The organism is Klebsiella sp. CN_Kp073 (assembly GCF_040065495.2).
Lineage (GTDB): Bacteria > Pseudomonadota > Gammaproteobacteria > Enterobacterales > Enterobacteriaceae > Klebsiella > Klebsiella aerogenes.
Window position 1 is genome coordinate 5,004,366 of the sequence record NZ_CM198051.1, and the last position, 19,482, is coordinate 5,023,847.

Below are 19,482 nucleotides of genomic sequence, written 5' to 3' on the forward strand. Positions count from 1 at the left end.
GCAGCAGATGAAAGTATTAGTAATCGGCAACGGCGGGCGCGAACACGCGCTGGCCTGGAAAGCGGCCCAGTCGCCGCTGGTTGATACCGTCTACGTCGCGCCGGGCAACGCGGGCACCGCGCTGGAGCCGGCGCTGCAAAACGTCGCTATCGGCGTTACCGATATTCCGGCGCTGCTACGTTTCGCGCAGGATGAAAAAATCGACCTGACGATCGTTGGCCCGGAAGCGCCGCTGGTCATTGGCGTAGTGGACGCGTTTCGTGCCGCAGGGCTCGCCATCTTCGGGCCAACCGAAGGCGCCGCGCAGCTGGAAGGTTCAAAAGCCTTCACCAAAGATTTCCTCGCTCGTCATCATATCCCGACGGCGGAATACCAGAATTTCACCGAAGTTGAGCCTGCGCTGGCTTACCTGCGCGAGAAAGGCGCGCCGATCGTCATCAAAGCCGACGGTCTGGCGGCGGGTAAAGGCGTTATCGTGGCGATGACCCTTGAGGAAGCCGAAGCGGCGGTCAAAGATATGCTGGCCGGTAACGCCTTTGGCAATGCAGGCCACCGCATCGTGATTGAAGAATTCCTCGATGGCGAAGAAGCCAGCTTTATTGTCATGGTCGACGGCGAGCACGTCCTGCCGATGGCCACCAGCCAGGATCACAAGCGCGTCGGCAACGGCGATACCGGCCCAAACACCGGCGGCATGGGCGCTTACTCCCCGGCGCCGGTAGTGACTGATGAAGTCCATCAGCGCACCATGGAGCGGATTATCTGGCCAACAGTTAAAGGTATGGCCGCTGAAGGCAACACCTATACCGGTTTCCTGTATGCCGGTCTGATGATCGACAAGCAGGGCAACCCGAAGGTTATTGAGTTCAACTGCCGCTTTGGCGATCCGGAAACTCAGCCGATCATGCTGCGCATGAAATCCGATCTGGTCGAGCTGTGCCTCGCCGCCTGCGCGGGCAAGCTGGACGAGAAAACTTCCGAGTGGGATGACCGCGCCTCGCTGGGCGTTGTGGTGGCCGCCGGCGGCTATCCGGGCAGCTACAACACGGGCGATGAGATCCACGGTCTGCCGCAGCAGGAAGCGGCAGACGGTAAAGTCTTCCACGCCGGCACCAGGCTGTCTGACGACCAGCGCGTAGTCACCAACGGCGGACGCGTGCTGTGCGTAACCGCGCTGGGTGACACCGTGGCGCAGGCGCAGCAGCGCGCCTATGAACTGCTGACCGATATTCGCTGGAACGGCAGCTTCAGCCGTAACGATATCGGCTGGCGCGCCATCGCGCGTGAAAAAACTAACGGCTGAGTTTTGCCAGCAGCGTTTTACGCGTAATGCCTAACTGACGGGCGGCTTCAGTTTTGTTGCCGCCCGTTTTTTCCAGCGCCGACAGTATGACTTCTTTTTCGACTTCCACTAACGGCTGAATCAACGCCTCATCGTTGCCAGCGACCGGCAGCGTCGTACCTGCTATCGCCAACGGCAGTTCACGCTCGGAAATGTATTCTCCGGTCAGTAGCACCACCGCCCGCTCCACCGCATTTTCCAGTTCGCGGATATTCCCCGGCCAGCCGTAGTGAATCAACAGGTCCATCGCCTGCGGCGTAAATCCCTGCACCGTTTTACGATTGCGTTCGGCATAGCGCTTAAGAAAGTGCTGCGCCAGCGGTGGAATATCTTCACGCCGCTGACGCAGTGGCGGCATATCAATGGTTACGACGTTCAGGCGATAATAGAGATCCTGGCGAAAGCGCCCGGCGCTTACCTCCTCCGCCAGATTACGATGGGTGGCGGCAATTAGCCGCACATCGACAGAAAGCGTCTGATTACTGCCAACGCGCTGCACTTCGCGTTCCTGAATCGCCCGCAGCAGACGCACCTGCATCAGCGGCGAGATATCGCCAATTTCATCAAGAAACAGCGTGCCGCCATCCGCCTCGACAAAACGCCCTTCCCGCCGCCGCTCCGCGCCGGTAAAAGCCCCTTTTTCATGACCGAACAGCTCGGACTCCAGCAGCGACTCATTGAGCGCCGCGCAGTTTAGCGTCACCAGCGGCTTCTCGCGGCGCTCGCTGCAAGCGTGGATGGCGCGCGCCACCAGTTCTTTACCGGTTCCCGATTCGCCGCAGATCAGCACCGTCGCATCCGAGGGCGCCACCAGCGTAATATTGTTGATAAGCGCCTGCATTGCCGGGCTATCGCCAATCATGCCCCATTGCGAATCCGTCGCGGCGCTGGAATCGCCTTCACTCTGCCGGGTATGCGCCAGTGCCTGAACCAGCGTCTGCTGTAGAGTGTCAAAATCCAGCGGCTTGACCAGATAATCCAGCGCGCCGGACTTAATAGCCTCAACCGCCGTGCCGACGCTGGAGAACGCCGTCATGATTAATACCGGAATCGCCGGGTTATAGGCTTTGATCTCTTTTAATGTCGCGATACCGTCCATCTCCGCCATGCGGATATCGCATAGCACCAGGTCGAACACCTGCCGATGGATCTGTTCCAGCGCCTGCAGGCCGTTGTGGGCTAACGCCACTTGATAGCCCCAGCCACGCAGCAGCGCCTGCAAAATCGTGCAGTGGCTAACGTCATCATCGACGACCAGAATCTGTATTTTATCGCTGCTCATCTTCCCTCCGTTGAGCATCCACCGGTAACCAAAGCGTAAATATCGCTCCGGCCCCCGGCTGGCTTTCGGCGCGGATTGTCCCGCCATGTTGTTCGATAATATTCTGTACTACCGCCAGCCCCAGCCCCGTGCCGTCCGCCTTGGTGGTGAAATAAGGGGTAAAGATGGCCTGCAGTTCTTCATCGCTCATCCCCTTACCGCTATCCTTGACGACAATTTTCACACGTTGCCGATCGGCTTCGCTTGCCGATACGTGAATAACGCCATCACGGCCAATTGCCTGCATCGCGTTCAGATACAGATTCAACAGCACCTGGTTCAGACGGTCGGGGTCGGCTTTAATAGAGGTTAATTCAGGGCGCGGAGTAAATTGCAGCGCGATCCCGCGACTCTGCGCATCCTGGCTTACCAGCTGCAATGAGTGGTGGATAAGCGCGTTGATATCGACGGGCTGGTAGTTTAAATGGGCTGGACGAACCAGCTCCAGCAGCTCGCTGACGACCCGGTTCAGGCGATCGGCCTCTTTGGCCATCACCAGCGCTAACTCCTGCGCCTCGCCGCCCGGCGGCGTACGCTCGGCAAAATACTTCGCCAGTCCTTTAATCGAAGAAAGCGGATTGCGGATCTCATGTGCGACGCCAGCCGCCAGATGCCCAAGGGCCAGCAGTTTTTCTTTGCGGGCCATCGCCTCCTGAAGCTGCTGGCGTGAGAGACGGTAGCGGCGGAACCAGAACTGAGCGAGGATCGTCGCGACGATGACCAGCGCCGCGGCCGCCAGCATGATCATCATATTACGCAAGCCGCGGGCCTGCGCCGCATCCAGCTCGCGGCTATCAAAGGCGATAAAAATTACCTGTGGAACATTGGGCTGAGCCAGCGTGCTGTTGCAGCGCTTCATCATCCCCATATGGTGACCACGAGCAGGGTTAAGCGGGCGAAACTGGCGATAAATCTCCAGTGCCGGTTGCGGCTCGGCAAGCCGGCGCCAGCGCTCCTGTTCACCCACCTTGAGTTCACGCATTTGCGCGGGACTGTACAGCGCCTTATCCAATTGCTGCGGATCGCTGTGGGCGATAATTTTACCGTTTTCATCGGTCACCGCGAACCACAGCACACCGGGCTGCCAGGCCATCTCCTCCAGCAGCGCCTGCAGCTGCGCGTGATGCATTCGCATCCCCATGCCGACACGCGTGCCGGACTCCAGCGCGCGGATCAGCACCTCCCCTTTTTCTTCGATGGTTTGCCGGGCGGCGGCGGTTTCCCGGCCATAATCGCGGACAATCATCGCGGAAAACAGAATAACCAACAGGATAACCGTGCCGGTCAGTAACCAGCTCAGGGTGTCCCGGGAAAATGAGGTCATGCGCGGCATGGGCGGGTCCTTATCGTGTCCTTATTCGCTATCACCAGGATCCATCAGCAGGAATCATGCCATTTTTCCACACCGTGAAACCTGTCCTCAGACATATCGCCGGTGATTTAGCGAGTAAAAATGACTCGCAGGCCCCAGCCGGAACGGGTCATTTTTACTCGCCAGGATAATGTTCGCCGCGGACAGGCCTGTATTCACGCGCTTTTTCAGGCTGGCATGGAAGATGCAATACCGAGGGAAACCACACAGGAGATCACGCTATGAAACGGAAACCGACTTTATCCCTCGTCCTCGTGGCGCTTGCCGCACTGACCTTTGGCAGTCACGCGGCCTGGGCCGGACATCACTGGGGTTATAACAACGGGATGGGCGCGCAGGGTTACAGCCAGCTCACCCAGGAACAGCAAGCGACCGTGCAGAAGCTACATGACAATTACTATGCGCAAACCAGCGCCCTGCGCCAGCAGTTACAGTCCAAACGCTACGAGTACAATGCGCTGCTTACTGCGCCAAAACCAGAAAGCGGAAAAATTGAGGCCGTGGCGAAGGAAATGGAAACATTAAGCCAGCAGCTGGATCAGCAGCGGGTAAAATTTGATATCGCCCTTGCGGAAGCAGGCGTTCCTCGCGGCGCGGGTATGGGTTACGGCGGCTGCCGCGGTAATGGCGGTGGTCATATGGGCATGAACCACTGGTAAAACTCAGAACGATTTTTCGTTCGGCTGCCAGGTACAGAAGTTTTCATTAGCCACCAGCAGCAGTTGCGAGCCTTCCGGCGCCTCCAGCCACGCTACGCTCACTTCCACGGAGGAGTGATTCTGGCGGCGTTCAATATGCGCTAATGCCCGCTCATCAAGGTCAGGCTTCACGGTCTGGCCTTCACAGGTGGTCACGGTACGATCGGCATGCCAGCGCCCCTGGCGTAATACCACTCGTCCTTGACGCAAGGCGTCACTGGTTTCGCGGATTTGCTGCGCCCGATAGCGGTACAGCGCGACCTGGTCGTTTGAAAGCTGCTGTTTTTCACCATCTACTTCACGCTGCATAAAACTCAGCTCGCCCTGGGCGTCAAAGCGGGCGCGAATATGTTCCGGCGGTTTGCCGTACACGTTGAGCTCAATAAGCGTTAGCTGGCCATCCTGCCAGCGGTACTCGCTGGTTGAGGTGTCGCCGCGGTGCCATGGACTAAAAGCGGCAAGCAGGTGAACTTCATCGCCGGCATCTTTGCGCCAGATGCGCATCGCGCCCTGGTTATCGGCGTAGCCGCTGGCGGTGAAAGGAGGAAGAGAAGAATCGTGACTGCAGGCAGTGAGCAATAGCGCGCCTGCCAGCGTCAGCGTGCGACGCCAGTTAGACAAAAGGGGCTTAAAAGCCCCTTCGTTAAAACTGGACACTGCCACGCGGTCTTACTTGACTGCGTCTTTCAGCGCTTTGCCAGAAACAAATGCTGGCACGTTAGCTGCAGCGATTTTGATTTCTTTACCGGTCTGCGGGTTGCGGCCAGTACGCTCAGCACGGTGGTTCACTTTGAAGGTACCGAAACCAACCAGTTGAACAGCATCACCTTCTTTCAGAGACTCGGTAATTGCAGCCAGGGTGGATTCCAGGGCAGCTTTTGCCTGTGCTTTAGACAGGTCAGCTTTGTCCGCAATTACATCAATCAGTTGAGTCTTGTTCATAAGTTATCCTTACAATGTGTTTATCGCTTGCTAAGCATCGAGTGCGACGGAAATGCCAGAAAAGCACTCTCCTGCATACACGCACCGATAGCCACTTTTTTTCGCCCCCCAAATGTAGACCAGACAGGGGGCGGAATGGAAGTCTTCAGACGCTACAATTCAGGCGGTAAATCACGTTTTCTGGTCTCATTGCTGAAAATTTATACCAATATTGCTTTCGCCGGCCTCTCGCAGGTCTGCGCGCAGCCCTTTAATCAGTTCAATGTCGCGTTCTTCGCAGTCGGCCAACAGGCGGAAAATCTCCCACTGAATGTCCCATTCTTGTTCTACCGCCGGGTTAGCTTTGAGCTCTTCATCGGTCATTTCGCGACCTTCCTGGGTCATTTCCAGCATCGCGACGGTAGTAATGGAAGTCTTACTGACCTCGATAGCATGCTCCAGCGTTTCACCGCTCAGGCGTGAGTGGATTAATTCGCTCAGCGCGACGCAGGCATCGATAGCCGGATAGACGCCGTACATGTCGTAGTCATCCGCGGACGGAATCGCCTCTTCCAGCTTTTCCAGCTGACTATCGAAATTCACCTTCGCATCTTTTACCGTCAGCGTTTCCCAGATCAGGTCAAGGATACGACGATATAACTGGCCGTCGCCAAACTCGGTTTGCTTGCAGAACATGGCGTAGTTGGGGTACATACGCTCGCACAGGCAGGCCATAAAGGTGACGTGCTGCCAGCTCTCCAGTTTCTCCAGGCGCAGATGAATCGGGTTTTGTAACATGATGAATTCTCGAAGTCAGAAATTAGGCGCAGTGTACCTGAATCAGCCGTGATTTGCTTGCCAACGCACAAAGGAAGGCCGACGGGATGCCACGGCATCGGCCCAACGCGTGGGTTCGGGTAGCCGGTAGCCCTGCATGCAGCGTTCCACCCACATTAACGCGCTATCCATCCCTACGCGGTGGCCGGTACTGATAAACAGTGGGTTGCAGCGTGCTTTGCTGCGCCAGACCCAGGCCAGCTGATCGCCCTTGTCGATTAATGGCGCCAGCGCGCCGGGCTCGGCGCCGAGCGGTTCAAACTTCCCGCATAAGCGTTTTTTCGCTACGCCAATCGTTGGCACATCAACCATCAGGCCAAAATGGCTGGCGACGCCAAGCCGCCGGGGATGTGAAATACCGTGGCCGTCGACGAACAACAGATCGGGCTTTTGCGATAGCTGTTGCCACGCCGCCAGCAGCGCGGGCGTCTCGCGAAAGGAGAGAAAGCCGGGGATGTACGGCATCGTGGTGGCGACGCGCGCCACCTGATACTCCACCAGCTCAAGCCCCGGATAAGTTAGCAGCACCATCGCAGCGCGGGTAATGTCCCCTTCCTGCTCAAACCCCACATCGGCGCCGCCGATCAGCACCGGCGGGTCGCGATCCAATCGGTCCGCACGTTCTACCGACGCGGCTAAAGATTGCTGTTGGGTTCGCAGCGCAGCTAAATCCATCATGCTTATCTCCTATTGGTGATATTGCGCGGAGAGACGATGCACCGCCTCAACAAAGACTCCTGCATGCTGTGGGTCGACGTCCTGATGGATGCCGTGGCCAAGGTTAAAGACATGGCCTTCGCCCTGGCCGAAGCCGGCGAGAATGTTCGCCACTTCGTCTTCAATACGGGCGGCAGGCGCATAAAGCATCGACGGGTCCATATTGCCCTGCAGCGCCACTTTGTGGCCTACGCGACGGCGAGCGTCGGCAATATCGGTAGTCCAGTCGAGACCCAGCGCATCGCAGCCGGTCTCCGCCATCGCTTCCAGCCATTGTCCGCCGCCTTTGGTGAACAGCGTCACCGGTACGCGACGACCTTCGTTTTCCCGCAGCAGGCCATCGACGATTTTATGCATGTAGTAGAGTGAGAACTGCTGATAGTCGCGGCCGGTCAACACGCCGCCCCAGGTGTCGAAAATCATCACCGACTGCGCGCCCGCTTTGATCTGCGCGTTCAGATACAGGGTGACGCTTTTCGCCAGCTTGTCCAGCAGCGCGTGCAGCGCCTGCGGTTCGGCATACATCATCTTTTTGATGACGGTAAAGGCTTTGCTGCTGCCGCCTTCAACCATGTAGGTCGCCAGCGTCCACGGGCTGCCGGAAAAACCAATCAGCGGCACTTCGCCTTTCAGTTCACGGCGAATGGTGCGCACGGCGTTCATCACGTAGCCTAATTCTTGTTCCGGGTCCGGCACCGGCAGCTTGTCGACGTCGGCTTTGCATTTCACCGGCGAGGTGAAGCGCGGGCCTTCGCCAGCTTCAAAGTACAGCCCCAGCCCCATCGCGTCCGGAATCGTCAGGATGTCCGAAAAGAGGATCGCCGCATCCAGCGGGTAACGGCGCAGCGGCTGTAGCGTCACTTCGCAGGCCAGCTCGGCATTTTTACACAGCGACATGAAATCGCCCGCTTGCGCGCGGGTGGCTTTGTATTCCGGGAGATAGCGGCCTGCCTGGCGCATCATCCACACCGGGGTGACATCAACCGGCTGGCGCAGCAGCGCACGCAGGTAACGATCGTTTTTCAGTTCGGTCATTTTTACATTCCTTTAGCGTTGATGCGCCCAGTGTAACATGTCACTCGTACTCTGCCCGACACATCGCCACCGTATCTTCGATCAGGCGTCGCGCCACGGTGCCCGGCGGCGGCAGTAGCGGCAAATCGTCATAGCGATACCACTCTGCGCTCAGCAGCTCTTTTTTATCCACGACAATATCGCCGCTGTCGTATTCAGCCATAAAGGCGGTCATCAGTGATTGCGGGAAGGGCCACGGCTGGGAGGTCACATAGCGTAGGTTTTTCACCTTAATGCCGCTCTCTTCCATGACTTCGCGAGCGACCGCCTGCTCAAGGGTTTCGCCCACTTCGACAAACCCGGCCAACACCGTATGGACACCATTACGATGGCGGGTATGCTGCGCCAGTAAAATCGAATCGTCGCGACGAATGGCGACGATAATGCAGGGGGCAATTTGCGGATAATAGCGCTCGCGACAGTGGCCGCAGAGCATCGCCCACTCGGTTTTACTGACGTGCATCGGGTGGCCGCAGTAGCCGCAAAATTTATGCGATCGATAAAACTCGGCCAACTGGATCCCGCGCCCTGCTAATTGGAAAAGCCCAGGATCCTGATCCAACACCTGGCGCAGCGATCCCATATCATGGCGACGATCCTGACGCACCAGCCACACCGCTTCGCCTTGCCACTCGCCGAGATGTAGCGCGCGTTCACCGACAAGATCAAAATTTACCGCTTCGCCATGTGGTAATTCCCCTGCGGGAAGCCATAATTTTTGTTCGTGACTGACGATCCACCAGCCGCGATCTAATTTTTCAATAATACGATCCATATCTATTGCGCTACCTTCGTTTTACTGGCACTTTTAACATTATATTTACATTTGCTGAGCAACGTTATTTTTAATCTTGCGGAGTCAATCATGTTAAACCAGCTGGAAAACCTGACGGAACGTGTTGGAGGCAATAACAAACTGGTCGATCGCTGGCTGCTTGTGCGTAAGCATTTGCTCGTGGCTTACTACAACCTGGTTGGCCTGAAACCCGGCAAAGAGTCCTTTATGCGGCTTAATGAAAAGGCGCTGGATGACTTTTGCCAAAGCCTGGTGGATTACCTCTCATCCGGTCATTTTAATATTTATGAACGTATTATCGGAGAAATGGAAGGGAGTACCCCTCTTTTAGCCGCCACCAAAATCTACCCGCAGCTGGAAGCCAATACCCAGCAGATGATGGACTACTACGATACCTGCCTCGAAAACGCCATCGATCATGATAACTATCTCGAATTTCAGCAGGCGCTGTCGGATATCGGCGAGTCGCTGGAGGCGCGCTTCGCGCTTGAGGACAAGCTGCTGGCGCTGGTCGTCGCTCACGATCGGAAAGACAGCGTTGGCGACAATATCGCGCCGACCGCTTGAGTTGTGAACCGTTAACGAGTAATTTACATACATTATCCCTCTGCGGAGGGATTTCATCTTGTCGGAGTGCCTATTTTCCACACGAAAGCTGAAGTGGAAAAGGCTGAGACCGTTTATTCGGGATCCGCGGAACCTGATCAGGCTAATACCTGCGAAGGGAACAAGAGTAAACTGCTGGTCGCACCTGCCCGTTACGGGTTGGTCGCATCTGTTACTCCATCCGTCGTCTGACAAGCCATCTCCTTTTTTTGTAACTGGAATGCGCTATGTCTACTACCAAACTGACCCGCCGGGAACAACGCGAACACGCGCAGCGATTCATTGATACGCTGGAAGGTACCGCTTTTCCCAATTCACGCCGTATCTACATTCAAGGCTCACAGGCTGATATCCGCGTCCCGATGCGTGAAATCCAGCTCAGCCCGACGCTCATCGGCGGTGATAACGATAACCCCCAATACGAAGCCAACGAACCAATACCGGTGTACGACACCTCCGGGCCTTACGGCGACCCGGAGATCAACATCGATGTCCGCCAGGGACTGACAAAACTACGCCAGCGGTGGATCGACGCACGTAACGACTGCGCGCCGCTCAGCGAACGCAGCTCGGCATACACTAAAGCGCGGCTGGCCGACGATGGCCTCGATGAACTGCGCTTCGGCGGCCTGCTGACGCCTAAACGCGCCGTCGCCGGCAAATGCGTAACGCAACTACACTACGCCCGCCAGGGGATCGTCACCCCGGAGATGGAATTCATCGCCATTCGCGAAAACATGGGCCGCGAGCGTATCCGCAGCGAGGTGCTGCGCCAGCAGCATGCCGGAGAAGGCTTTGGCGCCCGCCTGCCGGACAACATTACCGCCGAGTTCGTCCGCGATGAAGTCGCTGCCGGGCGAGCCATCATCCCGGCCAATATCAATCACCCGGAATCCGAACCGATGATTATCGGCCGCAACTTCCTGGTGAAAGTGAATGCCAATATCGGCAACTCGGCGGTGACCTCTTCCATCGAGGAAGAGGTCGAGAAGCTGGTCTGGTCAACCCGCTGGGGCGCCGACACGGTAATGGACCTCTCCACCGGCCGCTATATCCACGAGACCCGCGAATGGATCCTGCGCAACAGCCCGGTGCCGATTGGTACCGTCCCGATTTACCAGGCGCTGGAGAAAGTTAACGGCATTGCCGAGAACCTGACCTGGGAAGCCTTCCGCGATACCCTGCTGGAACAGGCCGAACAGGGCGTCGACTACTTCACGATTCATGCCGGGGTGCTGCTGCGCTATGTGCCAATGACCGCGAAGCGGTTGACCGGTATCGTCTCGCGCGGCGGTTCGATCATGGCCAAGTGGTGCCTGTCGCATCATCAGGAAAACTTCCTCTACCAGCACTTCCGCGAAATCTGTGAAATCTGCGCCGCCTATGACGTGTCGCTGTCCCTCGGCGATGGTCTGCGCCCCGGCTCGATTCAGGATGCCAACGACGAGGCGCAGTTCGCCGAGCTGCATACGCTGGGCGAGCTGACTAAAATCGCCTGGGAGTATGACGTTCAGGTGATGATTGAAGGCCCCGGCCACGTGCCGATGCAGATGATTCGCCGCAATATGACCGAAGAACTGGAGCACTGCCACGAAGCGCCGTTCTACACGCTGGGGCCGCTCACCACCGACATCGCGCCGGGCTATGACCATTTCACTTCCGGTATCGGCGCGGCAATGATTGGCTGGTTTGGCTGCGCCATGCTGTGCTACGTCACGCCAAAAGAACATCTCGGCTTGCCCAACAAAGAGGATGTGAAACAGGGACTCATTACCTACAAAATCGCTGCCCACGCCGCCGACCTCGCTAAAGGCCACCCCGGCGCGCAGATCCGCGACAACGCGATGTCCAAAGCGCGTTTCGAATTCCGCTGGGAAGACCAGTTCAACCTCGCGCTCGATCCCTTTACCGCGCGGGCCTATCACGATGAAACCCTGCCGCAGGAGTCCGGCAAAGTCGCCCACTTCTGCTCCATGTGCGGGCCAAAATTCTGTTCGATGAAAATCACCCAGGAGGTCCGCGACTACGCCGCGAAGCAAAGTATTGAGGCCGGCATGGCCGATATGTCAAATAACTTCCGCGCCCGCGGCGGTGAAATCTACCTGAAAAAGGAAAATGCCTGATGTACCAGCCTGACTTTCCGCCCGTACCGTTTCGTCTCGGGCTTTATCCGGTTGTCGATAGCGTGGCGTGGATTGAGCGCCTGCTGGAAGCCGGCGTGCGCACCATTCAGTTGCGGATCAAGGACCAGCGCGACAGCGACGTAGAGGATGATGTCATCGCCGCCATCGCGCTTGGCCGCCGCTATCACGCACGGCTGTTTATCAATGATTACTGGCAACTGGCGATTCAGCACCGGGCGTACGGCGTGCATCTGGGTCAAGAAGACCTGGAAACCACAGATCTGAGCGCCATCCGTAAAGCCGGACTGCGCCTTGGCGTCTCCACTCACGACGACATGGAAATTGACGTCGCGCTGGCGGCGCGCCCTTCCTACATCGCGCTGGGCCACGTCTTCCCGACACAAACCAAACAGATGCCTTCGGCGCCGCAGGGCCTCGAACAGCTTGCCGGGCATATTCATCGTCTGGCCGATTATCCGACGGTAGCGATAGGCGGCATCAGTCTGGAAAAAGCGCCGGGCGTACTGGCGACCGGCGTCGGCAGCATCGCGGTCGTCAGCGCCATTACCCAGGCAACAGACTGGCGGGCTGCCACAGCACAACTGTTAGCGCTGGCGGGATCAGGCGATGAATGATCACGACTTCATGCGCTACAGCCGCCAGCTATTGCTGGAAGATATCGCCATCGAGGGACAGCAGAAACTGTTAGCCAGCCGGGCGCTGATTATCGGCCTGGGCGGCTTAGGTTCGCCGGCGGCGCTATATCTGGCGGGGGCCGGCGTCGGGACGCTGACCCTGGCCGATGACGACGCGGTGCATCTCAGCAACCTGCAGCGGCAAATTCTGTTCACCAGCGACGATATCGACCAGCCAAAAGCCGCGGCGGCAAAGACGCGGCTCAACCAACTCAATCCGCAAATCCGCCTCGTGGCGCTACGGCAGCGCTTAAGCGGCGAGTCGCTGCGCGCCGAAGTGGCGAAAGCCGACGTGGTGCTGGACTGTACCGATAACATGATTGCCCGCCAGGCGATTAACGCCGCCTGCGTCGCCCTTGAGACGCCGCTGGTAACCGCCAGCGCCGTCGGCTTCGGCGGCCAGTTGATGGTGCTGACGCCGCCCTGGGCGCAGGGCTGCTACCGCTGCCTGTGGCCGGACACCGCCGAACCACAGCGTAACTGTCGTACCGCGGGGATCGTCGGCCCGGTCGTCGGCATGATGGGGACGCTGCAGGCGCTGGAAGCCATTAAGCTCCTTAGCGGCATGGCGACGCCGCGCAACACGCTACGGCTGTTTGACGCCCGCACCAGCAACTGGCGCAACCTTACGTTGCAAAAGGCCCGGGGCTGTCCGGTTTGTGGAGGACATCATGCAAGTCTGGTTTAACGACGAACCGCTGGAGTGCGCGGACAACCTCAGCGTAAGCGCCCTGCTTAGCCAACTGGAACAGCTCCAGCCGGACGTTGCGCTGGCGCTCAACCAACACATCCTGCCACGCGAACGGTGGGAAGATCATCTCTTGCAGGAAGGCGATCGGGTCCTGCTTTTTCAGGTTATCGCCGGAGGCTGACATGTTACGTATTGCTGATAAGACATTTGAATCCCACATTTTTACCGGAACCGGCAAATTCGCCGCCCCGGAGGTAATGGTCGAGGCGATTCGCGCCTCGGGAAGCCAGCTGGTGACGCTGGCGATGAAGCGCGTCGATTTACGCCAGCATAATGACGCGATTCTCGCGCCGCTGCTGGCGGCGGGCGTTAACCTGCTGCCGAATACCTCAGGCGCCAAGACGGCGGAAGAAGCGGTTTTTGCCGCCCGCCTGGCGCGGGAAGCCTTAGGTACCCACTGGCTGAAACTGGAGATCCACCCGGACGCCCGCTGGCTGCTGCCTGACCCCATTGAAACCCTGAAGGCGGCGGAGCTACTGGTGCGCGAAGGGTTTGTCGTCTTGCCCTATTGCGGCGCCGACCCGGTCCTGTGCAAACGGCTGGAAGAGGCTGGCTGCGCGGCGGTGATGCCGCTGGGTGCGCCGATAGGCTCCAATCAGGGGCTGGAAACCAGGGCCATGCTGGAGATTATTATCGAACAGGCGACGGTACCGGTGGTGGTTGATGCCGGGATTGGCGTGCCGAGCCACGCGGCGCAGGCGCTGGAAATGGGCGCTGATGCGGTACTGGTCAACACCGCCATTGCCGTCGCCGACGATCCTGTCGCCATGGCCCGCGCCTTCCGCATGGCGGTCGATGCCGGATTACTGGCGCGTCAGGCCGGACCGGGGGCGCGCAGTACTCAGGCGCAGGCCACCAGCCCGCTGACCGGCTTTCTGGAGGCACTGGCATGAAAACTTTCAGCGATCGCTGGCGGCAGTTGGAATGGGATGACATTCGCCTGCGTATCAACAGCAAAACCGCCGCCGACGTCGAACGGGCGCTGGCGGCAAAACAACTCACCCGCGATGACATGATGGCCCTGCTCTCACCTGCCGCGGCCGATTATCTTGAACCGCTGGCCCAGCGCGCGCAGCGCCTCACCCGGCAGCGCTTCGGCAACACCGTCAGCTTTTACGTACCGTTGTATTTGTCCAACCTGTGCGCCAACGACTGTACCTACTGCGGCTTCTCAATGAGTAACCGCATCAAGCGCAAGACGCTGGATGAAGCGGAGATTGCCCACGAATGCGCCGCAATCCGCAATTTAGGCTTTGAACATCTTCTGCTGGTCACCGGCGAACATCAGAGTAAGGTCGGAATGGATTATTTCCGCCAGCACCTGCCAGCCATTCGCCGCCAGTTTGCTTCGCTGCATATGGAAGTGCAGCCGCTGGCGACCGAAGAGTATGCCGAACTAAAAACGCTGGGGCTTGATGGGGTGATGGTCTATCAGGAAACCTACCATGAAAGTATGTATGCCCAGCACCATCTGAAGGGTAAAAAGCAGGATTTCTTCTGGCGCCTTGATACACCGGATCGTTTAGGGGAAGCGGGGATCGATAAGATCGGCCTCGGCGCGCTCATTGGCCTTTCCGACAGCTGGCGAGTGGACTGCTTTATGGTCGCCGAGCATCTGTTATGGCTACAGCAGCGCTACTGGCGCAGCCGCTACTCTATCTCCTTTCCGCGTTTACGCCCTTGCGCCGGCGGTATTACGCCAGCTTCGCTGATGGACGAGCGTCAGCTGGTGCAGACCATTTGCGCCTTCCGCCTGCTGGCGCCGGAGGTTGAGCTGTCGCTCTCGACCCGTGAATCACCGTGGTTCCGCGACCGGGTGATCCCGCTGGCGATTAACAACGTCAGCGCGTTCTCCAAAACCCAACCCGGCGGCTACGCCGACGATCATCCGGAACTTGAGCAATTTGCTCCCCACGACGATCGCCGCCCTGAAGAGGTTGCCAGCGCGCTGGCCGCCCGTGGCCTACAGCCGGTATGGAAAGACTGGGATAGCTGGCTGGGACGCGCCTCGCAATCATCATGAAGTATGCTGCAAGCCGCTGATTATTTTGCGTGCCTGCACGAGAGATGGAAAACGGAGGCTCGCCCAACTGCCGCCATTTTTCTATTCTGCCAGGGTCAGCAGCGGACGCTGACCAGGGCGAGTTTTTCTTTCCTCTCTTCGCCCTGCCTCTACCGTCCGCACTGCCGCAAACATATTACTATCGAATATTAATCACGATGCTGAGCGCACTCAGCGTTATAATTTAGCGATAGTTACCTGATTCGCTAAGCAGGCATGCTGGCTTAACCTGCGTCTAAACCCACGGTTTATACCCTAAATAATTCGAGTTGCAGAACAAAACGACTAGCCGTTTTGAACAGCGCTTGCGCTGGCCCCGTAAAGGCGAGGCCCAAGGATGGGCCGAGTTATTGCCAACGCACATGCAACTTGAAGTATGACAGGTATATTGATTCTGGACGATTAACAACTTATGGCACGCCACAACAGAAAGCTTTCTTTTACTACGCCGATCGTAGTGGGCTTTGCGGGGATTTTGCTCAGTTTTTTACTGATCGCAATCTTTGTTACCGCGACGCAGAAGAAAAATTTTCTCGAAGATTATCATCATATTAACCGCAACTTTACCCATAATCTTGCGGTGAACTACACCGAATCTCTGCTGCGCGAGAATGACTACATTCTGGCGCGCGCGACGAAATACTTCGCCCGCGACGATGCGCTCAATATCGCCGTAAATGTCAATCCGCAAAAGGGTCTGGACGATCTGATGCGTTTGCAGGAGCTGATGCCGACGGTCTCCTCCATTTCGCTTGCCGATACTCTCGGCCATTATCTGCGCGCTCCCGAGGTGATGGAAGGCGATGAGAGCCGCTCGTTTGATCCTAAAACGCGTCCCTGGTTTATTCGCCAGGCGGAAGCCAGTACCTTCAGTCTCTATACCACTCCTTACCTTGACTACTTCACTCACCATCCTACCGTCACCGTCTACCGGCCTGTCATTTCACCGCAGGGGCGGCTCAAAGGTAGCCTGGCGTTTCATATGGATCTAACGTCGATGGGCTACGCGTTACGGCAGATTGTCTCACCGGTGCAGGGCGAGTTTTTTGTCGTGCAACGCGACGGCAAAGTGGTGATCCATCCCGATACCGGCGCGCTATTTAAAACCTACATTAGCGCGGAACTCATGGACAAAATGACCAGTGCGGAAGGCCAGCTTTATGATGAGGAGCATAAGGCCTGGTACTACTACTATTCCTTTACCAATCCTGACTGGTTCGTTATTTTCCGCGTTACCGATGCCACCCTTGACGACCTGACGCGCTATGAAACCGATATTGTCGCCTGGGGTTTCGCTCTTGCCGCTATCGTCATTGTCCTGTTCGGGCTTTATCTGCGTCACGCTTCGCGTACCGTACTGATGAACATCATTAACGCCATCAAGACCGGCGACGTCAAACGCGCGCCGCGGCTGGAAGCCATGCTCAGCAAAGCGATCGAGAGCAATAAACAGCGTGAGCTCACCTATGTCCGCCAGGCCACCATCGATGCCCTGACCGGCTGCAAAAACCGCCGCGCCTTCGACAGCGATATCGCCGCGCTGATGAACGATCACCAGCCTTTCGCCCTCGCGTTGGTCGATATCGACAACTTCAAATCGATTAATGATACCTGGGGCCATCTCAATGGCGACATCGTGCTGCGCAACGTCGCGCGTGAAGGGTTACAGATCCTGCAGCCTCAGGAGATCTCGCTTTACCGCTACGGCGGCGAAGAGTTTGCCGTAATCTTCCCTGCCGAACATATCGACAACGCGCTCACCATTCTGGAGAGCTGGCGCCTTAACGTTGCCAGCCGAACCTGGCGCGAAGAAGGATTAACCGTCACCTTTAGTGCCGGCCTCGGAGAGTGGAATATGGAGCCGCTGGAAAAACTGGTCGTTAGCGTGGATGAAGCGTTGTATAAGGCCAAACAGCAGGGCAAGAACCGAATCGTTCGCGCCTGAGCGTAACCCTCTGATAGCCCGCTTTTGCGGGCTTTTTTATCTCTGCCGCTGCAAAATTGAAACCGGTTTCATTTTTTGTGATGTTTTACACACAATCATGGTGAAGCGGTTGTGCCACGCCGCCGCCCGCGATAAAGATGGTATATCAAGGAACATACATAAGGGCGATGAAACAATGAAGAATATCGTTTTATGCTGTGCCGCAGGAATGTCCACCAGCATGCTGGTGCAACGTATGAAAGACGCCGCGCAGAAGAAAGGCGTCGAAGTGTCTATTAAAGCCGTGCCGGTAGCGGAGTTCAAAGATAACCTGGCCACGGCGGATATTATCCTGCTCGGCCCACAGGTGAAGTATGAACAGGCAAAACTACAGGCGCTAGCCGACCCGGTTGGTAAAAAGGTCGCCGTTATCGATATGATGGATTACGGCATGATGAAAGGCGATGCCGTTCTTGATAAAGCCCTGAAGCTGATGGAGTAAGGCATGGAAGATTTAGAGACGATTATCATGGAGCTGCTGGTCAACGCCGGCTCCGCGCGCAGTTCTGCCCTCACTGCCCTACAGCAGGCGCGTAAAGGGGATTTCGCCGCCGCCGAGCAGGCTATGGCCGACTCCCACGAATTTGTAAAGCATGCGCATAAAATCCAGACCCAGCTTATCGGCATGGATGAAGGCAGCGGCAAGCTGCCGGTGAACCTGATTACCGTGCACTCCCAGGATCATCTGATGAACGCGATGGTGATTCAGGATTTAGCGACCGATATGATCGAACTGTATCGCCGCCTGCCGCCCGCACAATAATCCCAATGAGCTAGCAGGCGCCGCCAGCGGCGCCTGTCTCACTTACAGAAAACCGTACATCGCCGCGAACACCCAGCCGAAGACGCAAGAAACGCTCACGCCAATTAATCCCGGCAGGATAAAGCTATGGTTAATGACAAAGCGGCCAATATGGGTTGTGCCTGAACGGTCAAACTGAATCGCCGCCAGATCGCTTGGGTAAGTCGGCAGGATGTAATAGCCATAGCAGGCGGGCGCGGAAGCGACGATATAGGCCGGGTCAACGCCGATCGCCAGCGCCACCGGGACAATCGCCGCCAGCGCCGCCGCCTGAGAGTTGACGAACTTCGATACCAATAACAGCACGATAGCGTAGGCCCACGGGTACTCCTTCACCATTTCTCCGAGTACACCTTTAATCTCGGTCATGTGCGCGCCGAACATGGTTTCCGCCATCCACGCGATACCATACACCGCGACGATAGCGATCATCCCCGAGCGGAAAACCTCATTTTTAGAAATCGAAGCCGGATTGGTTTTGGTAATAATAATGATAAGCGCCCCGGAGAGCAGCATGAACATCTGGATCACCAGAACCATTGAGAGAGGCTTTCCGTCGAACGCCGGACGCAATTCAGAAAACGCGCCAAGCAGCGCCACCACGGCAATTGAGGCAAGGAAGATCCACATCGCAATCCAGTTGCTGGTCGGCAGCTTTTTATCCAATAGCGTGGCCGTATCGCCATAAACATAATGACGGTTTTCCGGTATCGCAATAAACGCCTGGAAGGTCTCGTCTTTATCAAGATCTTTACCGCGGAACCAGCTGAAGATACCAATCGCCAGGATCCCCAGCAGCGTTGACGGAATGGTTATCGCCAGCAAATCGAGAAACTCAAGGTGCTTACCGTTAAAGGTAAAATTCCCGAGCATCGCCACCAGCGAGACCACCGCCACCGAAACCGGGCTGGCAATGATCCCCATCTGGGCGCCAATTGAGCTCGCCGCCATCGGTCGCTCCGGGCGAATATTATTTTTGATAGCCACATCGTAAATAATTGGCAGGATCGTATACACCACATGGCCGGTACCGCACAGGATCGTCAGCGTACAGGTGACGAATGGCGCGACGATAGAAACGTATTTGGGATTGCGCCGCAGGAGCTTCTCGGCAATCTGCAGCATCACGTCTAAACCGCCGGATGCCTGTAGCGTCGCCGAGGCGGCCACCACCGCGATAATCACCAGCATGACATCAACCGGCGGCTTTCCCGGTTTAAGATGAAAGACAAAAACTAAGATAACTAACCCAATGCCGCCTAAAAGGCCGAGCGCAATACCACCCTTTTTCGCGCCGTAGAACAGACAAATTAAGATAATGATGAGCTGTATAGCAAATTCCATGTATCCCCCAGAAGCTATCCATTAAATAACGACAATA

At 57.1% G+C, this 19,482-nt stretch carries 21 protein-coding genes and 1 riboswitch; of the genes, 12 read left to right on the forward strand and 9 right to left on the reverse strand.

All coding sequences use genetic code 11. The features are described 5' to 3' along the window. Positions 1 to 7 precede the first annotated feature (7 nt). Positions 8 to 1,303 (forward strand): phosphoribosylamine--glycine ligase, encoded by a 1,296-nt coding sequence (purD, locus tag ABLV66_RS24045; protein ID WP_316423616.1) that lies wholly within the window; start codon positions 8 to 10, stop codon positions 1,301 to 1,303. Here purD and zraR read toward each other — a convergent pair. Continuing rightward, a complete protein-coding gene (gene zraR, locus ABLV66_RS24050) occupies positions 1,293 to 2,624 on the reverse strand; it encodes a sigma-54-dependent response regulator transcription factor ZraR (protein WP_047078598.1) in 1,332 nt (443 codons plus the stop codon). The two genes, purD and zraR, sit on opposite strands and share 11 nt — an antisense overlap. After that, a complete protein-coding gene (gene zraS, locus ABLV66_RS24055) occupies positions 2,611 to 3,996 on the reverse strand; it encodes a two-component system sensor histidine kinase ZraS (RefSeq protein WP_348877033.1) in 1,386 nt (461 codons plus the stop codon). The genes zraR and zraS overlap by 14 nt, the downstream gene beginning before the upstream one ends. Before the next feature lie 260 nt (positions 3,997 to 4,256). Here zraS and zraP point away from each other — a divergent pair, with 260 nt between their 5' ends. Continuing rightward, entirely contained in the window at positions 4,257 to 4,694 is a 438-nt protein-coding gene (zraP, locus tag ABLV66_RS24060) for a zinc resistance sensor/chaperone ZraP (protein WP_032715417.1), read from the forward strand. Between the two features lie 3 nt (positions 4,695 to 4,697). On the opposite strand, the gene ABLV66_RS24065 is transcribed toward zraP, so the two are convergent. The 6 genes from ABLV66_RS24065 to nudC form a co-directional block, all read right to left on the reverse strand. Continuing rightward, positions 4,698 to 5,390 carry a DUF1481 domain-containing protein gene (locus tag ABLV66_RS24065; protein ID WP_045397364.1) on the reverse strand — a complete coding sequence of 231 codons (693 nt, stop codon included), beginning with the start codon at positions 5,388 to 5,390 and terminating at the stop codon, positions 4,698 to 4,700. 12 nt (positions 5,391 to 5,402) lie between these two features. Then, entirely contained in the window at positions 5,403 to 5,675 is a 273-nt protein-coding gene (hupA, locus tag ABLV66_RS24070; RefSeq protein WP_002884342.1) for a nucleoid-associated protein HU-alpha, read from the reverse strand. A 186-nt stretch (positions 5,676 to 5,861) separates the two neighbouring features. Continuing rightward, positions 5,862 to 6,452: a YjaG family protein gene (locus tag ABLV66_RS24075; protein ID WP_045397326.1), complete on the reverse strand. Its 591-nt coding sequence runs from the start codon at positions 6,450 to 6,452 to the stop codon at positions 5,862 to 5,864. A 42-nt stretch (positions 6,453 to 6,494) separates the two neighbouring features. Then, the gene (gene nfi / locus ABLV66_RS24080) at positions 6,495 to 7,166 is read right to left on the reverse strand and encodes a deoxyribonuclease V (protein WP_045397367.1); all 672 of its coding nucleotides are present in this window, start codon (positions 7,164 to 7,166) and stop codon (positions 6,495 to 6,497) included. A gap of 12 nt (positions 7,167 to 7,178) precedes the next feature. Then, on the reverse strand, positions 7,179 to 8,243 hold the full coding sequence (gene hemE, locus ABLV66_RS24085; protein WP_015704014.1) for a uroporphyrinogen decarboxylase: 1,065 nt from the start codon (positions 8,241 to 8,243) through the stop codon (positions 7,179 to 7,181). Positions 8,244 to 8,283: 40 nt separating this feature from the next. Then, complete coding sequence (gene nudC / locus ABLV66_RS24090) at positions 8,284 to 9,057, reverse strand: NAD(+) diphosphatase (protein ID WP_045397329.1); 774 nt, start codon at positions 9,055 to 9,057, stop codon at positions 8,284 to 8,286. A gap of 90 nt (positions 9,058 to 9,147) precedes the next feature. Here nudC and ABLV66_RS24095 point away from each other — a divergent pair, with 90 nt between their 5' ends. The 10 genes from ABLV66_RS24095 (at position 9,148) to ABLV66_RS24140 (ending at position 18,062) form a co-directional block, all read left to right on the forward strand. Next, positions 9,148 to 9,645: an Rsd/AlgQ family anti-sigma factor gene (locus ABLV66_RS24095; RefSeq protein ID WP_045397331.1), complete on the forward strand. Its 498-nt coding sequence runs from the start codon at positions 9,148 to 9,150 to the stop codon at positions 9,643 to 9,645. Positions 9,646 to 9,697: 52 nt separating this feature from the next. Continuing rightward, a riboswitch (TPP riboswitch) is annotated at positions 9,698 to 9,822 on the forward strand. Between the two features lie 89 nt (positions 9,823 to 9,911). Continuing rightward, complete coding sequence (gene thiC / locus ABLV66_RS24100; RefSeq protein WP_045397333.1) at positions 9,912 to 11,807, forward strand: phosphomethylpyrimidine synthase ThiC; 1,896 nt, start codon at positions 9,912 to 9,914, stop codon at positions 11,805 to 11,807. Next, positions 11,807 to 12,442 (forward strand): thiamine phosphate synthase, encoded by a 636-nt coding sequence (thiE, locus tag ABLV66_RS24105; protein ID WP_289578637.1) that lies wholly within the window; start codon positions 11,807 to 11,809, stop codon positions 12,440 to 12,442. Before thiC ends, thiE begins: the two co-directional genes overlap by 1 nt. Beyond that, the gene (locus ABLV66_RS24110) at positions 12,435 to 13,190 is read left to right on the forward strand and encodes a HesA/MoeB/ThiF family protein (protein ID WP_348877034.1); all 756 of its coding nucleotides are present in this window, start codon (positions 12,435 to 12,437) and stop codon (positions 13,188 to 13,190) included. Before thiE ends, ABLV66_RS24110 begins: the two co-directional genes overlap by 8 nt. Next, complete coding sequence (gene thiS, locus ABLV66_RS24115; protein WP_348877035.1) at positions 13,174 to 13,374, forward strand: sulfur carrier protein ThiS; 201 nt, start codon at positions 13,174 to 13,176, stop codon at positions 13,372 to 13,374. The genes ABLV66_RS24110 and thiS overlap by 17 nt, the downstream gene beginning before the upstream one ends. A 1-nt stretch (position 13,375) precedes the next feature. Then, complete coding sequence (gene thiG / locus ABLV66_RS24120) at positions 13,376 to 14,146, forward strand: thiazole synthase (protein ID WP_045397342.1); 771 nt, start codon at positions 13,376 to 13,378, stop codon at positions 14,144 to 14,146. Continuing rightward, on the forward strand, positions 14,143 to 15,276 hold the full coding sequence (thiH, locus tag ABLV66_RS24125) for a 2-iminoacetate synthase ThiH (RefSeq protein WP_348877036.1): 1,134 nt from the start codon (positions 14,143 to 14,145) through the stop codon (positions 15,274 to 15,276). The genes thiG and thiH overlap by 4 nt, the downstream gene beginning before the upstream one ends. A gap of 451 nt (positions 15,277 to 15,727) precedes the next feature. After that, positions 15,728 to 17,260 carry a sensor domain-containing diguanylate cyclase gene (locus tag ABLV66_RS24130; protein ID WP_047047091.1) on the forward strand — a complete coding sequence of 511 codons (1,533 nt, stop codon included), beginning with the start codon at positions 15,728 to 15,730 and terminating at the stop codon, positions 17,258 to 17,260. A gap of 220 nt (positions 17,261 to 17,480) precedes the next feature. Beyond that, on the forward strand, positions 17,481 to 17,741 hold the full coding sequence (locus ABLV66_RS24135) for a PTS sugar transporter subunit IIB (RefSeq protein ID WP_242436989.1): 261 nt from the start codon (positions 17,481 to 17,483) through the stop codon (positions 17,739 to 17,741). Between the two features lie 3 nt (positions 17,742 to 17,744). Then, on the forward strand, positions 17,745 to 18,062 hold the full coding sequence (locus ABLV66_RS24140) for a PTS lactose/cellobiose transporter subunit IIA (RefSeq protein ID WP_045397355.1): 318 nt from the start codon (positions 17,745 to 17,747) through the stop codon (positions 18,060 to 18,062). A gap of 42 nt (positions 18,063 to 18,104) precedes the next feature. Here ABLV66_RS24140 and dcuB read toward each other — a convergent pair whose 3' ends face one another. Beyond that, positions 18,105 to 19,445 carry an anaerobic C4-dicarboxylate transporter DcuB gene (gene dcuB, locus ABLV66_RS24145; protein WP_045397357.1) on the reverse strand — a complete coding sequence of 447 codons (1,341 nt, stop codon included), beginning with the start codon at positions 19,443 to 19,445 and terminating at the stop codon, positions 18,105 to 18,107. Positions 19,446 to 19,482: the final 37 nt, after the last annotated feature.

Excerpts from the sequence above, each read along its gene's own strand:
- ABLV66_RS24075 (WP_045397326.1), bottom strand. The coding sequence starts at position 6,452 with ATGTTACAAAACCCGATTCATCTGCGCCTGGAGAAACTGGAGAGCTGG.
- ABLV66_RS24095 (WP_045397331.1), top strand. The coding sequence starts at position 9,148 with ATGTTAAACCAGCTGGAAAACCTGACGGAACGTGTTGGAGGCAATAAC.
- nfi (WP_045397367.1), bottom strand. The coding sequence starts at position 7,166 with ATGGATTTAGCTGCGCTGCGAACCCAACAGCAATCTTTAGCCGCGTCG.
- zraS (WP_348877033.1), bottom strand. The coding sequence starts at position 3,996 with ATGCCGCGCATGACCTCATTTTCCCGGGACACCCTGAGCTGGTTACTG.
- thiC (WP_045397333.1), top strand. The coding sequence starts at position 9,912 with ATGTCTACTACCAAACTGACCCGCCGGGAACAACGCGAACACGCGCAG.
- thiE (WP_289578637.1), top strand. The coding sequence starts at position 11,807 with ATGTACCAGCCTGACTTTCCGCCCGTACCGTTTCGTCTCGGGCTTTAT.
- ABLV66_RS24110 (WP_348877034.1), top strand. The coding sequence starts at position 12,435 with ATGAATGATCACGACTTCATGCGCTACAGCCGCCAGCTATTGCTGGAA.
- purD (WP_316423616.1), top strand. The coding sequence starts at position 8 with ATGAAAGTATTAGTAATCGGCAACGGCGGGCGCGAACACGCGCTGGCC.
- thiG (WP_045397342.1), top strand. The coding sequence starts at position 13,376 with ATGTTACGTATTGCTGATAAGACATTTGAATCCCACATTTTTACCGGA.
- hupA (WP_002884342.1), bottom strand. The coding sequence starts at position 5,675 with ATGAACAAGACTCAACTGATTGATGTAATTGCGGACAAAGCTGACCTG.
- zraP (WP_032715417.1), top strand. The coding sequence starts at position 4,257 with ATGAAACGGAAACCGACTTTATCCCTCGTCCTCGTGGCGCTTGCCGCA.
- zraR (WP_047078598.1), bottom strand. The coding sequence starts at position 2,624 with ATGAGCAGCGATAAAATACAGATTCTGGTCGTCGATGATGACGTTAGC.
- ABLV66_RS24135 (WP_242436989.1), top strand. The coding sequence starts at position 17,481 with ATGCTGGTGCAACGTATGAAAGACGCCGCGCAGAAGAAAGGCGTCGAA.
- dcuB (WP_045397357.1), bottom strand. The coding sequence starts at position 19,445 with ATGGAATTTGCTATACAGCTCATCATTATCTTAATTTGTCTGTTCTAC.
- thiS (WP_348877035.1), top strand. The coding sequence starts at position 13,174 with ATGCAAGTCTGGTTTAACGACGAACCGCTGGAGTGCGCGGACAACCTC.
- hemE (WP_015704014.1), bottom strand. The coding sequence starts at position 8,243 with ATGACCGAACTGAAAAACGATCGTTACCTGCGTGCGCTGCTGCGCCAG.
- nudC (WP_045397329.1), bottom strand. The coding sequence starts at position 9,057 with ATGGATCGTATTATTGAAAAATTAGATCGCGGCTGGTGGATCGTCAGT.
- ABLV66_RS24140 (WP_045397355.1), top strand. The coding sequence starts at position 17,745 with ATGGAAGATTTAGAGACGATTATCATGGAGCTGCTGGTCAACGCCGGC.
- thiH (WP_348877036.1), top strand. The coding sequence starts at position 14,143 with ATGAAAACTTTCAGCGATCGCTGGCGGCAGTTGGAATGGGATGACATT.
- ABLV66_RS24130 (WP_047047091.1), top strand. The coding sequence starts at position 15,728 with ATGGCACGCCACAACAGAAAGCTTTCTTTTACTACGCCGATCGTAGTG.